At 34.8% G+C, this 13,500-nt stretch carries 21 protein-coding genes; all 21 read right to left on the bottom strand.

The window, feature by feature from the left end:
* Positions 1-10: 10 nt before the first annotated feature.
* Positions 11-667, bottom strand: coding sequence for a DUF5612 domain-containing protein (locus MXE27_RS05830; RefSeq protein ID WP_248611464.1), 657 nt, complete (start codon positions 665-667; stop codon positions 11-13).
* Positions 668-831: 164 nt separating this feature from the next.
* Positions 832-1,329: a pyridoxamine 5'-phosphate oxidase family protein gene (locus tag MXE27_RS05825; RefSeq protein WP_248611463.1), complete on the bottom strand. Its 498-nt coding sequence runs from the start codon at positions 1,327-1,329 to the stop codon at positions 832-834.
* A 24-nt stretch (positions 1,330-1,353) separates the two neighbouring features.
* The gene (locus MXE27_RS05820) at positions 1,354-1,632 is read right to left on the bottom strand and encodes an energy-converting hydrogenase B subunit P (protein WP_248611462.1); all 279 of its coding nucleotides are present in this window, start codon (positions 1,630-1,632) and stop codon (positions 1,354-1,356) included.
* A 36-nt stretch (positions 1,633-1,668) separates the two neighbouring features.
* The gene (locus MXE27_RS05815) at positions 1,669-2,667 is read right to left on the bottom strand and encodes a respiratory chain complex I subunit 1 family protein (RefSeq protein WP_248611461.1); all 999 of its coding nucleotides are present in this window, start codon (positions 2,665-2,667) and stop codon (positions 1,669-1,671) included.
* Positions 2,668-2,753: 86 nt separating this feature from the next.
* Positions 2,754-3,887: a hydrogenase large subunit gene (locus tag MXE27_RS05810; RefSeq protein ID WP_248611460.1), complete on the bottom strand. Its 1,134-nt coding sequence runs from the start codon at positions 3,885-3,887 to the stop codon at positions 2,754-2,756.
* A gap of 91 nt (positions 3,888-3,978) precedes the next feature.
* Positions 3,979-4,425 carry an NADH-quinone oxidoreductase subunit B family protein gene (locus MXE27_RS05805; protein WP_248611459.1) on the bottom strand — a complete coding sequence of 149 codons (447 nt, stop codon included), beginning with the start codon at positions 4,423-4,425 and terminating at the stop codon, positions 3,979-3,981.
* Between the two features lie 70 nt (positions 4,426-4,495).
* Positions 4,496-5,014 (bottom strand): 4Fe-4S binding protein, encoded by a 519-nt coding sequence (locus MXE27_RS05800; RefSeq protein ID WP_248611458.1) that lies wholly within the window; start codon positions 5,012-5,014, stop codon positions 4,496-4,498.
* A gap of 43 nt (positions 5,015-5,057) precedes the next feature.
* On the bottom strand, positions 5,058-6,419 hold the full coding sequence (locus MXE27_RS05795) for a 4Fe-4S binding protein (protein ID WP_248611457.1): 1,362 nt from the start codon (positions 6,417-6,419) through the stop codon (positions 5,058-5,060).
* A gap of 90 nt (positions 6,420-6,509) precedes the next feature.
* Positions 6,510-6,767, bottom strand: coding sequence for an energy-converting hydrogenase B subunit J (locus MXE27_RS05790; RefSeq protein WP_248611456.1), 258 nt, complete (start codon positions 6,765-6,767; stop codon positions 6,510-6,512).
* 31 nt (positions 6,768-6,798) lie between these two features.
* Positions 6,799-7,296: an MnhB domain-containing protein gene (locus tag MXE27_RS05785; RefSeq protein ID WP_248611455.1), complete on the bottom strand. Its 498-nt coding sequence runs from the start codon at positions 7,294-7,296 to the stop codon at positions 6,799-6,801.
* A complete protein-coding gene (locus MXE27_RS05780; protein WP_248611454.1) occupies positions 7,297-7,575 on the bottom strand; it encodes a Na(+)/H(+) antiporter subunit B in 279 nt (92 codons plus the stop codon).
* Entirely contained in the window at positions 7,568-7,906 is a 339-nt protein-coding gene (locus MXE27_RS05775) for an energy-converting hydrogenase B subunit G, EhbG (protein WP_248611453.1), read from the bottom strand. The genes MXE27_RS05780 and MXE27_RS05775 overlap by 8 nt, the downstream gene beginning before the upstream one ends.
* Positions 7,907-8,016: 110 nt before the next feature.
* Entirely contained in the window at positions 8,017-9,510 is a 1,494-nt protein-coding gene (gene ehbF, locus MXE27_RS05770) for an energy conserving hydrogenase EhbF (protein ID WP_248611452.1), read from the bottom strand.
* A 105-nt stretch (positions 9,511-9,615) separates the two neighbouring features.
* Positions 9,616-9,978 (bottom strand): cation:proton antiporter subunit C, encoded by a 363-nt coding sequence (locus MXE27_RS05765; protein WP_248611451.1) that lies wholly within the window; start codon positions 9,976-9,978, stop codon positions 9,616-9,618.
* A 1-nt stretch (position 9,979) separates the two neighbouring features.
* The gene (locus MXE27_RS05760) at positions 9,980-10,213 is read right to left on the bottom strand and encodes a DUF4040 domain-containing protein (RefSeq protein WP_248611450.1); all 234 of its coding nucleotides are present in this window, start codon (positions 10,211-10,213) and stop codon (positions 9,980-9,982) included.
* Complete coding sequence (locus tag MXE27_RS05755; protein WP_282731043.1) at positions 10,206-10,472, bottom strand: monovalent cation/H(+) antiporter subunit G; 267 nt, start codon at positions 10,470-10,472, stop codon at positions 10,206-10,208. The genes MXE27_RS05760 and MXE27_RS05755 overlap by 8 nt, the downstream gene beginning before the upstream one ends.
* 13 nt (positions 10,473-10,485) lie before the next feature.
* On the bottom strand, positions 10,486-10,743 hold the full coding sequence (locus MXE27_RS05750; protein ID WP_248611448.1) for a monovalent cation/H+ antiporter complex subunit F: 258 nt from the start codon (positions 10,741-10,743) through the stop codon (positions 10,486-10,488).
* Between the two features lie 116 nt (positions 10,744-10,859).
* Positions 10,860-11,171 (bottom strand): monovalent cation/H+ antiporter subunit E, encoded by a 312-nt coding sequence (locus MXE27_RS05745; protein WP_248611447.1) that lies wholly within the window; start codon positions 11,169-11,171, stop codon positions 10,860-10,862.
* Between the two features lie 277 nt (positions 11,172-11,448).
* Positions 11,449-11,679: a hypothetical protein gene (locus tag MXE27_RS05740; RefSeq protein ID WP_248611446.1), complete on the bottom strand. Its 231-nt coding sequence runs from the start codon at positions 11,677-11,679 to the stop codon at positions 11,449-11,451.
* 112 nt (positions 11,680-11,791) lie between these two features.
* On the bottom strand, positions 11,792-12,481 hold the full coding sequence (locus MXE27_RS05735; protein ID WP_248611445.1) for a metal-dependent hydrolase: 690 nt from the start codon (positions 12,479-12,481) through the stop codon (positions 11,792-11,794).
* 52 nt (positions 12,482-12,533) lie between these two features.
* Positions 12,534-13,280: a M14 family metallopeptidase gene (locus tag MXE27_RS05730; RefSeq protein WP_248611444.1), complete on the bottom strand. Its 747-nt coding sequence runs from the start codon at positions 13,278-13,280 to the stop codon at positions 12,534-12,536.
* Positions 13,281-13,500: the final 220 nt, after the last annotated feature.

Below are 13,500 nucleotides of genomic sequence, written 5' to 3'. Positions count from 1 at the left end.
AATAGTTCTTTTAAAATTTTTTTCTTCCAACTTTTTTTATATCGAATATTGCAGTGTCGGCTACAGCCATTACAGCCATTACTCCTGCTTGTATAGGGTCTGTTATAATTAAATCTACCTTTTCTGTGACACTTCCAGGCATACTGAGGCTGATGATTATTGTTTCGTGTTCTTTTTTAATCTTCTCAACTTCTTCTGTAATTTTTCCACCCATCAAAGATCCAGCTAAAACAAGAGCCCCTACTCTTGGAAGACGCCCCACGGCCGAAACTGCCTCCGCAAGTTCCATTTCCCCCACTAAAGGAATGGTATCAATACTGATTCTTTCTCCGCGAATATTGTGTCGGTCAGCTTCGCTAATTGCACCCATAGCTACTTGAGATACTTGAGCCCCTCCCCCAATAATAATTATCCGCTTACCATAAATTTCATCAAGAGATTTATGTAAAATAACTTCTTTTACAGGTTGAGCTTTTTTTATTTGATTTAATAACTTTTCAACATCACCACATTCTTCTAATTCCAAATATATGGAACCGGACCCATCTTTTTCAACGAATAGATGAGTATAAGTTATATTTATGTCTTTTTTAGCTATCATCTCAGTTATATGGCTTAAAACTCCAGGTCGCTCCACAGTCTTTATTGATATAGCTATTTTGCCCATGAAATCACTTCAATATCTTTAAAATATTAGTTAACAAATTAAATGAATAATATTGATATATATTAATTATATATCAACTCCAATAATAAATCTTTAATCAAATAGAATCCTGTTATTAAATTAACCAATATCAAAAAAAGTATATATGTTCTTTGATTAAAATTTTATCCTGATTTTTTGCCTGTGAGAGAACCAATATTAACTTTTATAATACAAATAGAATCCAGGGCATCGTCATTATAGATATAATTTGAAGTTTCACCAGAATATTTCTCCATTAATTGATTAAGAACATTAATTTTGATTTCTTTGTTATCTTCAAAGTATGCTTTGCCATGCCCAATTACTGATTTGTATTTCATGCCCCAATTGCAAGGATTAGGGGAACCGATAATCTGCACATCCTGTTCTACTTCAAAACATACGCTCTTATTTTCACGAATTATATCAATTTTTAATCCATTTAAAGCCGAATGCGAATAAATTAAACCATTGGGTTTGATATTTTCATCAAAAACAAAATTTAAAGGGACTATGTAAGGAATACTATTATAACATAACCCTAATCTCAACACCAATGCATTTTTTAAAATGGAATATACTGAAGAGATTTCATTTATTGATTTATCTCTTCTACGCATGGGTTTTTTAAAATTGGGCATTGAATCAACGAATGTTTTAAAAATCTATTGCTCTGTATTTTCCAAAATTTTAGATTTAATTTGCTCTAATCGGGCCTTTTCCTTTCGCCACATTCTCAAGTAGTTATCTTCTTCTTTAACAGGTGTTATATCAAGACCCAAATCTTGATGTTCTTGGATCCAGTCCTCTGTAAAGACCGGAATTTCTATTTTAATTGGTTCTGGAGTGGGATTCACAACGATAATATTTCGGTAAGGAAATTCTACTTCGACAATATATCCACCTAAACTAATGATATGGTGAGGTCTAACAACAAATTTCATCCTATCACCTTGAAATAAATTTTTAATTTATAATAATCATATGAATGCAGCAATTATAGCCAGTATACCTAACAAAGAAACACCTGCCACCACAGGATAAAATTGTTTATAAGTAAATATAGGTGAAAATGCACTCATTACTGCCATAAATATAGGGAATATTAAAGCAACAGCAATATTGACTAGTATCCCTATGCTAAATATGTTAGGAGGTATTCCCAAGAATAAGACTGAAAATAAAGCACCTAATGTGAACATTAAGAATCCTCGAGTTATATAGTTATAAGCTCTGTATTTTGCAGCATATTCCATATAAGGGCCTTCAATAACATCTGCTTTTGTTTTAAGAATCGCGAAAGGATATTCATTCAAAAGAATCATGTAGCCTATGAAGAACACTATGGCCCCAATAATTCCTGCAACAGAGAAAAGTACAGGTCCGTGTGTTTGCTGGTAAGCAACAATATCCCCTAAGAAAATACTCCCTGCCATGGCTACTGGAACAAATATGGCCAAATATAGGGGGAATGACCCAAATGCAATTAATCTGAATGCTCTCATAGAACTTAAGTCTTCTAAAAATGATCTAGATAATCCTTGATGTTTAGCTCCCTTAACAACATCAGGAAATGGCATGTCCATCGACATTACAGATCTTGAAAGAGACCCCATAAATACATAAATTACTTCTTCTACCTTTAAAAGGCCGACAATAGCAATTACACTGGTTAAAGCCCCTAAAAAATACATTTGCGGCGTTAGAAATAGCAGTATAAAAAATATAGATGCTAATGCAAATAATGGAAGAGCATTATATAATCGTGGTAGTGGTGAATTAGGAACTATGGTTTCCTTGAAAAAAAACTTCAAAGGAGCCATAAACCCCGGACTGGAGATAGGAGGCCCAATCCTCTGTTGAATACGCGCATGTACAAATTTTCTTTCAATCCCTGGAAGCCAAACGCTGACTATGAATGCCACGATTATGGTTCCAATGACTGCTGCTGTCGAATATATGATTGTAGAAGCTTCCATGACCTCATCTCCTTATTAAACCATGAATATGATATCATATCTCTTTTAATGAATTAAATTATGTTTATCCATAAAATTTTAAATTTTTAAAGTTTTATTATTTGAATAGCCCTATCAGTGCAAGTAAAACACGGATCACATTGTACAATACCCAGCTGAGCATCAGTAATATGATTTCCAATGCAAGCATATTGCATAGCACCAATGTTAGACATAGATGGTGTTCTGACAATGGATCCCCTAACTCTACCATCTTCTAGTCGATAAGAATGGTACAGTTTTCCACGCGGTGCTTCAACATAACTCTTGATAATATCAGTGTCTTGCATTTCCCAGGATCTATCAGTTATAGGACCCGGTGGGAGGTTTTTTATTGCCTGGCGAATAATTTTTATAGATTCCGGTATCTCCAGAACCCGCATAAGAAGGTTTGATTTAACATCACCATCATCTTGAGTAATCACATCAAATTCAAAGGGATCATATTCTTTCATGTCTCTTCTAAGATCTATTTCCACCCCAGTTGCACGTAAAGTCGGGCCAGAAACTGCTAAGCGAAGCGCCTCCTTTTTGGGTATAGCACATACACCCGTGATACGAGACATAACCATAGGATCTGCCAGAAAACGATCTGCAAATTCCATTACTTTTTCTTCAATATAATCCATACCTTCGGCTATTTTCTGAATCCTCATTTCATTAAGCTCACATCGAGGTCTGACTCCCCCTATAATAGATACACCGTATTGGACTCTGTTTCCCCCAATCATTCGAAGAAGTTCCATTACTGTCTCCCTTATATAGAAAAGCCTCATAGCAAAAGTTTCGTGACCTAAAACTTCACTTCCATGAGCCAAATAGAGAAAATGACTGTGTAATCGTTCTAATTCCCCCATAATAATGCGGATATAACTTGCTCTTTCCGGAATTTCAATTCCAAGTCCTTTTTCAGCTACAAGAACTGAATTCCAAATATGCACATTAGAGCAAATTCCACAAATCTTTTCTGTGAGACTATTTGCCTTTTCAACAGGAAGTCCTTCCATTATACGTTCTATACCTCTGTGATTTACACCAATTGTGATTTCTGCATCTCTAACTATTTCATCTTCTACAAAAAGCCTCACTCGGTAAGGTTCTATTGCGGCAGAGTGTACTGGCCCCATGGCAATTTCAGTTTCTATAACTCCGGGCCGGTTTGATTTTTTATCTTCATCCATTATAAGCACCTTAAATAAGTTATGGGTGTTTAAGATAATTTTAACACTTAAAATACCATTTTATTCATGTTTAAATTGTTATATTAAATTATTATTTGGCTTCCAAAAGAAGTGGCAATGCTGCTACTGCACCTGCTAAAACATCTTCAGGACGTACAGCACATCCCGGAACTTTTGCAGCAACAGGTATTACTTTATCAACTGGCCCTGCAATTTCTTCTGATGGAATATCTCCATGAATGTTCTTATAAACACCACCCATCAAAGCACATGCCCCAGCGGCAATAACTGCCTTTGGTTCAGGAATAGCATCATATATCTCCTTTAATGGTTTTTCATTATGTTTAGTAACTGGTCCTGTGACTACCAGAACGTCTGCTTCCCTTGGATTCCATGTTAAGAATATTTTATATTGTTCAGCATCATATTTAGGAGAGAATATAGAATTTACAATTTCTATATCACACCCATTGCATCCTCCAGTATAAACCAGCATCACATGCACAGCTCTAGCCCTTGAATAAGATTTGATGCTCATTTGATCCCTCTTTTATATTTTTATTTGTTAGTTTTATTAATTTAATTCGCTTAATTAAATTAAATACAATTTATTTTAATGATTTACCTAATTTAGCAAGTTTAATGTCTTGTTTTTTCTTAATTATTGTTTTATCAGATAAGAATTGAGAAATAAATGCCAATTTATCATCAGAAATTTTAACCGGCTTTTCCAGCATGTCTTTTACATCTGAATCCACTACCCCCACATCATTAGGATGTATGGTTCCTGCCTCTCCAAAAAGAGCATACATGGGACAGAAATCATGGCAATAATAACAGTGCACACATTTTTCACTATTTAAAACAGGTAATTGACTTTTAACTAGCCCATCCATGAGTTCTACTGGTTCATCCAGATCTTTCATTTCCACAGCCTCAGTAGGACATGCATTAGAGCATCCACCACAACCAATACAAGAAACTTCCGCCACTTTATCAGTAGGTTGAACCCTACCCTCTAAGATACGGCTCCTTAACTCCATATCTGTGACCCTGTCTGAGGCAAAAACTATCCTCTTAAAATTACTGTATGCCCCTTCCAGCACCACTCTAATTAAATTTTTCATCTTTAATACCTCAAGGCCCCTATTTTTCATAAGGTTTAATTAATTATTTAGAAAGCTCAAACTCTCTTTCAAAGATTATTGCTCTTGCAGGGCATGCATTAGAACATGCACCACAGTATATACATTTATTTTCATCAACCCACATTCTACCGTCTTCTGTCTCAGAAATAGCTTCTTCTGGACATATTTTCTCACACAATTTACAGTCCATACATAGTTTATTATCAATTAAGGTAAACCCATCCTTAATGGACTTCTTTCGCAGGGTAGTTTTGGGTATAGCATCTACCGGACAGTGAATAGCACATTTCTCACAGAGAATACATTTTTCCATATCAACATTTATTGTGCCTCTTTTAAGAGTTATAGCTTCTTTTGGGCAGATTTCTGAGCAGATACCACAAGATATACATTCCTCGCTGACACTGCCATCCCATTTAACTTTCTTAAAGCTGCGTGCCTCATTTACATCACAAGCCTTAATACAACGCCCACAAGATACACAGTATCCTTTAAGGCCAATACCGGATTCATCAGCCGACCTTAAGGTCCCCACAGGACATACTTCCAGACAGCTAGGCGATTCACATTCAACACATATTGCAGGATCACATCTTATTTTGCCATCAACTATCCTTAAAGCATCATTTTGACATGCATCAACGCATAAGCCACAATTTAAACATGAAATAATAGTTCCAGATATTTCTTCTCCTTCTTGAGGCTTTCTTATTTTTAGTTCAAAATCTTCCATATGAATGGCATCATTTGGACATTCTCTGAAGCATTTCAAACATAAAGTGCATTTTTCCGGATCAATGGTTGTATCCTTTATAGCATCAGCAGGGCAAACATCCTCACAAATACGGCATTCACTACAGATGCCTTTTTGATCAAGGTTAACTATTATAGCTTCAGTTGGGCAGTAATATTCACATCGTCGGCAAAGTGTACATTTATCCGTGTCAGTTACCACATTGGTCCGTTGAACTTCTTTTGCTTCTGGTGAACTTTTTTTAGGGGTTTGGATAGCCAGATTTAACGATTCCAAAAATTGCAGCTGACGATCCTCTATTATGTCGAAAGCATCTATTCTTGCACCTAGTGGGCATGAATCTACACATATACCACATCTTGCACAAATACCTTTCACTATTCCGTCTTCAATTTTTATACTGTTTACTGGACAGGTGAATTCGCATACACCACAAGCATTACATTTGGCCCTGTCGACAACGTATCCACCATACCTATTCTTGAATATGGCCCTGTTGGGGCAAGCATCAGCACAAGCACCACAGGTGATGCAACTAAAGGCTTTGCCATCTATTAACCGAATAGCATCAGTAGGGCACTCTTTTATACATTCACCTCGCCCGTCACATTTTTTTGTTGATAAGAACATGATTATTACCTTCCAGTTCCGAATTTGATTTTGAATTGAATAAACTGCAATTCTTTGATTATCTTTTTAGATTTTTAATAACTATGAGCACTAGCTGGCTAATCTACGACCCAAAGTTACCTTACCTGCCAAAAAACCAACAATAGCTGCCATGAATCCAGAGGCTATTGGAGTATCAGTGTAATAAGGCAAAGGTCCCAGTTGCCAGGCCATTAATAATGCCGCAATTATCACAACAATATAAGATGATAATGGGAAGTGTATTTCGCTATCAAAATTGTTTTTGATTCTGCTCCCTAATATGAATCCTAGTAAGAATCCGAATAATGTTGGACCAATATATAACATTTTAAATCTCCTCACTTATGATAGATGCCCATCATTTCCCTTCTGCATCCTCATCTTTTAAATCAATTTGCTCATCATCAATATCTTTTACTTGCATAAATGCTATAACCACCGCACTTAAACCCACCAATACTTTTAAACCAACTACAATATTGAGATAAGGAATAATTCCAGCATGAATGGGGTCTGGATAGTCAAATAAGTTTTGGATAAATGTTGGAACAATGTGATAAAGGTCTACTCCCAGATTATAAAGATAAAAACCAGAGAATAATAACCCGGCGATTCCTAGAGATACATAAATTAAAGCACCTGTACTTTCCATAGCTGCCATGAAATCATGCGAAAAGTCGAATGGGTTTTCTTTTAGGCCGTAAACTACTGCACAAAAAATAAATGCACCGGCAATCATCGCGCCCCCTTGAAAACCCCCTCCAGGAGTTATGTGTCCACCCAATATGGTTAAGATACCCAAACACATTATGAGCATTGCTGCAGGAAATACGAAGATTTTGAGTATTGTGCTCATTTATTTACCTCCAAGTTCTACTTTGCCTCTACCAAATACCAATAATGTGATTACCACAGCGGTGACAAGGATTAAAGCTTCCCCTAAAGTATCAAAAGCCCGCCAATCAAAAATTACTACAGTAACCATGTTCGGTGCAATATTAGTTCCAACCCAATTATACACTAAACTTATGCCGGGATTAATAGCTTTATCCAGGCCAATTATAGCATCAACTAAAGTTACCCCAAACAAACCTAAGGATATGGTGGCTATTAAATTTCTAATACTTTCAGACACTGCTAGTCCCCCAGTAGAATAATGATATAAGGATACCTAACGTTAGTATGACGTAAAAAACCATGTTATGGAAAGAATCTCTTTGTTCCATTCTAAGTCTAGGCATGATAGGCATGGCCATTACTAAAGCAAATCCTAAAGCTAGAACTACAATTACCATTAAAATATCATTAATTTTACGCAGCATCACTGCTGCAATAAGTAGAGATGATATTAACGTTATTTCAGCAGCCAATGTAGATGAAGCAGATATATTTGTAACCGGTTCTTGTTCTTTGGCCTTTTCCTGAATTTCGTGCACCTTTTTGAATATTAGATCATATAAACTCATATAATCCACCTATGAGCAATCCCGGATTTTTTTTAATCCTATTTTTATAAGTTCAAAATTATTTAATTGAGATATGCTCAAATTAAATATTTTTTTATCTTTAAACCTCACTATATCAACCCCTGAGCTAAGGGGCTTATGAATCCAGTAGCTAATTGAGGGAATAAACCTAAAACCACACAAATCACTAAAAGCGCAACTAGAGAAATTATAGTGGCTTTTGGTATTTTTTCATTTTTTATTTCAAGTGCAGCAGGTCTTGGTCGTAGATAAATGGTATAAAATGCCTTTACAAATGTCATGAAAGTTACTATGCTCAGTAAGACCATTATTATACCCAGTTCAGGTATTCCTGCACTTATTGACGCTTGAACCAATTGTAGTTTACTTTGGAAAGCATTGAATGGAGGAACTCCCGCCATAGCAAAACCAGCCAGAAGCACCAGACCAGCTACCCATGGATTATCAGCCAGTAATCCCCCTAGTTTAGAAGTATCACTGGTCCCAGTTTTATATAACACCGTTCCAAAACCTATAAATAGAAAAGCCGTGATTATTGCTTCATTAACTGCCTGGAAAAGTCCCGCTGTAATTCCAAACGCCGTTCCTAATCCCAAGCCCAGACCAATATATCCCAACTCACCTACAGCTAGATACCCTATAATTCGTTTGAAATCAGTCTGCATCAAAGCCATGGTAATTCCCAGAATCATAGCCATTAGCGAAAAGAACACTACAGCCCATTTTGTCAGAGGTAGGTAATAAAATACTCTTATTATGATTATCCCCAAAGCTACAAAAGTGAATACTGAGAATGCTTGTAATAATGCAGCCCCATGAGGTAAAGCTTTACTGTAAACTGCGGATTTTATGGTGTGGAACGGTGGAAGGCCAGACCCATATAACCAGCCAAATAAGATCAAGCCACAGGCAAAGAGTAGTAATGGATTGTTTGGGTCAACTAAGCCTGATTTTATAGAGAATACTATATCCGTAATATTTACGTTTCCAGTGATTCCCAAAAGTATAGCTATGCCTAATAAAAGCATTGGTGCAGCTATTCCCCCCAGAATCATGTATTTTAAAGCAGTTTCATAATTTTTCTCTACATTAGAACAGAGAATAATCCCCACTTGTGCCAATGCAGCTATTTCAAAGAAAACATATAAATTGAATATGTCATCAGAGAGCAATATCGCAGTTATTGCAGCAGTTCCCATAAACATTAAGAATGTGTAAACACCAGATGGTTTTCTGGTTTCACTTAATGATGTGAAAATCGCAAAGAATGCAATTAAACCCAGTATAAAGATAAATACTTTTTGAGCAGTGGCAAATGAATAAGTAATAGCAGGATGGAACAAATTCAGCGCAGTAGATGTAATTATGCTAGGGAGTCCTTGAGACAATGCAGGACTATCTACCAGGGGAGCATAACCACCAAAGTAATGCATACCGTAAGTTGCCAGTAAAGGAATTATCGGCAATATTATACCTACTGTTAAAGCCAAGATTTTAACAGTTCTATCCTTTTTATGAAGTAAATTTAATAATAACGCACACGCAATAGGCATTATAACCATTATTGGAATAAGAGGGTTCATTTTATCTCCTCCCCTAATTCATTGATTTTTATTGAATACTCTGAGGATATTTTCAGAGGTTGAATTGAATATAGATATAAAATCGGCATCATAATCATCCCCACTTTAATCCTCCAGTATTTTAGAGGCACTGATTGTGCCATGTTTTTTATAAAGAACAATTATTATTCCTAACATTACTGCTAAAGTACTGGCTCCAATAACAATACTGGTAAGTACTAGTGCGTAAGGTAATGGATAGGCCGCATTTTGCGAAAACCAATCCGCAGCCATGCCTGGAAGATAAATGTAAACTATTCCTCCAGGTTTATAACCCAAAGTTACCAGAAACAAGTTTACTCCATCTCCAATAAAGGCCAGACCAATAATTTTTTTTATTAAATTATCCAGGAACAGAGCACCGAATATTCCAAGTATTATTAGTGCAGCGGCTGTAAAAAACGATGCGAGTTGAACGTCGATAATCATTTTATTCCTCCATTCTCCTGGTTTTGTAAACTGCTAAGGCAAAGAATACAGGTATTATAGCAGAACCAACTATAGCTTGAGTAAGAGCTACATCAGGAGCTAGTAAATATTGATAAAGGAAAGCAATTGCAGCACCAGGTATTCCAGTTAATATAGCTGCTTTTAGAAGATCACGTTGCATCATGGCCAACAATGCCCCTAAAACAGCAATTATCATCAATATGTATTCAATCATGGTTTTCCTCCCCATAAAAGTAAGCATTCGCAATAGCATGCGCAGCAAATGGAGCCAATATGAAGTATAAAACTGCTAAAAGAGGCGTTTCCAGGGCAAGGAGAGCTATGATACATGCTATATCAGCCACCCCCAATATATGTATCCTGGCGTAGAGCACTCTGTCAACATCATCTTTGAATCTCAATATACCTATAGCTGATAAAAGCACTAAAATTGATGTGATGATTAAAACAACAGATTTAATAATGGTAATCATGTCCCACACACTATCAACCCCTCAAAACTCTGGCAAATGCAATAGTGCCTACTGGACCCAATATTATTAAAGCAGTAGCGATATCCTTACAAAAAGCAATGCCATAAATATTTTGTACTAATATTAAAATAGTGGCCACAGCTATACTTAATCCAGAAATACCTACCAAACCCATACCTATAGTTCTTCTGGTAGCTATTCTTACCGAAGCCAGTGAAAAAATGGCCAGTGAAGCTAGAAAAATATATTCCGAAATTAACAATATGTCCATTTACATCCCGTTCCCAGCAATCCAATTTTAATTGATAAACTTTATTCTGATATGAAATTATGAAAATGTCGATTATTATTTTTTTAAAATTCCGAATTCTTGAAATATTTTTGAGTTTATTCCAGCATACCCTTGATATATGGTTCAAATGGAATAATATCATCCTTGTCTCTTGATACTATTGTAGCTACTTTTAGTATTTTGTTTTCAGAATCTAAATCAATGGAAAGAGTTCCTGGAGTAAGAGTAATACTGTTGGCCAGGATTGTTTGTGATATTGGCCTCTCAAGTACTGTTTCAATTTCCACAACAACCGGCTTTACATTACCATTGACAGTTCTTACAGCAACATCCAGTTCTGCTTTTAATATTTCATAGATTAAAACAATGAAATAAGCGATACCATAGAAAATCCTTGTGATAAACATGCGAGATAACTCCTCTTTTTATATATAATAGTCTATCCGGATGAGAATATAATTCTAAACCAATATAACCTTTAATAACTAACCTATGATTACAAAGGGTTTAGTAATATTTCATGATAAATTTACAATTCATCATTATAAAACATGACATATATAAAGATAACTAAATAATTTTTGTACTGTAGCCATAATTAATTTGAAAAGTAATATTTAGAAATGAAAATGCAGCGCATGTCCTGTTGAAAAATTCTGCCAATTAATCCCATCTTAGTCCCCATTATTTCTTCAAACTTAAAAAAAGAACAATCCCCGCCCCAATCAAGGTTAAAAGATTTAGTAACGCTATAATCAAATCAGAGCTTAGACTATTAATTACCAGTAAAAGAATACCCGAAATTTGGAAAACAGCGAATAGTGGATGTATCTCTTTTTTATTATTTGACATGAAGTATATCTGAACAGCCCAGGCAAACACAATAAGTACTAATCCAATCCATGAAAGTTCCATACTATCACCAGAAAGAATTATTGATTTTTTAATTTAAATTAATTGCCTTAATACTAGTGTAAACTAATCTTTCTGTTTTATCTTAAATAGGCCATATTTTATTGATTTGAAATTATGAAAAAACATTGAATAGATAATAAGCAGCACATAAAGCCCATATTACTATTAAAAGGATACCAAATGATTTTTTGAATCTTTTTGAGGATATGGGGCGTAAAAACTCCACACCCTGAGGAGTATAAGAATCTAAAATCACGTGACTTAAAAAGCCAAGGAAAATGGGACACATTACATTGTAAAGACTCAATCCCGGAAACGGAGTTAAAAATATACCTAATACTGATAAAAAAATAAACCATAGAATTAATCTTTTATTTACTGCTAGTGCAGCTAATAGAATCACTATAACTGCTAGTATACCTTGCCCAGAGAGACCAAACGCATCTAAAAAGAAATAAGCGAAAACTATTAAAACAGTTAAACACGTGGATAAAATAGATATTCCTAAAAAAGAGTGAGTAAATCCTCGATGTTTTGATAAATAAAAAATCAAAGCAAGATCAATTAAAATTAGACCAATCAAATATGGCATTTTCAATAAATAAAATACTAAGGAAATTATTAATCCAGTTAAAAATAATATGGATATGTTCTTCTTTTTCACTTTATGGTCAAAATCAGGAAATGACGCTCCAAGAACACTTAATGCTAAAGAGAATACATTTGGGAAAAAAGGCAGGGTTAGTATAATTGCAAAGATAACATGTTTACGGTAGGAGGACATTGAATCACTTTCCATCATAGTACAACCATAAACTAGTATCCATACATAATATAAATTTTATCATTAAAAATCATCTTAAAATTTTAAAATGTTCCAAATAAGACTGCATCTGCAGATAGGATCTTTCTGGACTACCTACTGTTACTTCACCATTTTCTGATACTACTTCACAAGTGATAGCCGGAATGCCTTTTATATTACATTCATCTTCCAGGGCACCATTATACATAGAGCCAGCAGTAGAATAGCATATTAACTCAGAAGATGTGTTTTCCGTGATATAAATACCCATTTCATGGCTTTGAGGGCATGGATTTTTTGAACAAAATACGCTTTCTTTTCCAGGATTACTGCAGAGTTTAGTTGAATGGAAATCCGCAACAGCATCAACATTCAACATTTGAATTAATTGAACTATGTTATTAGTAATAGATCCTTTACTTGAAGACGATCTATTCAAATCTAATCCATTAAACCATCTGCTATTCTTCATAGTCGCACCCGGCGCAGCAAAAGGTATCATATACACCGTTCCCCTCAATTTACAATGCTGGATTTTTTCAAGTAAATTTAAAGCAGCTATTTGTGGAGGGAGCTCATTACCATGCACTCCTGAAACGATCATGACTTTAGGGTATCCCTTACCTAACTCAATTAAGGGAGTGCCTCGTGCAGCCAGTCTTAAAATTAAATCATTGCCTTCCGATTTAGAAATATTTTTAGAAATATTTTTATTTTCTAAAATATTTCCTCCAGATTTAGTGGATATTAAACTTAATTTTCCACCCAAATCTTCATTTTCGCCTACAAAAGCCATGGCCATCACGTAATGAAATTAATACGAACTACTAAAAATACTATGATTATTCAATTATAAAATTATTATATAAATGAATATTTATCTAAGTTTATGTTATTTATTTTAATAATGCTTTAATAACTAATTAAAGTATAAATTAATTTTATAATATCAATTGCAATTAATTCCAAAAATGATTAAAATTAGAGCCAAATACTCTTTTATAAAAATTATATTG

This window comes from Methanobacterium alcaliphilum, from assembly GCF_023227715.1.
GTDB lineage: Archaea > Methanobacteriota > Methanobacteria > Methanobacteriales > Methanobacteriaceae > Methanobacterium_E > Methanobacterium_E alcaliphilum.
The sequence above is the reverse complement of the archived record's forward strand: the minus strand, read 5'-3'. Positions and strand labels throughout refer to the sequence as shown.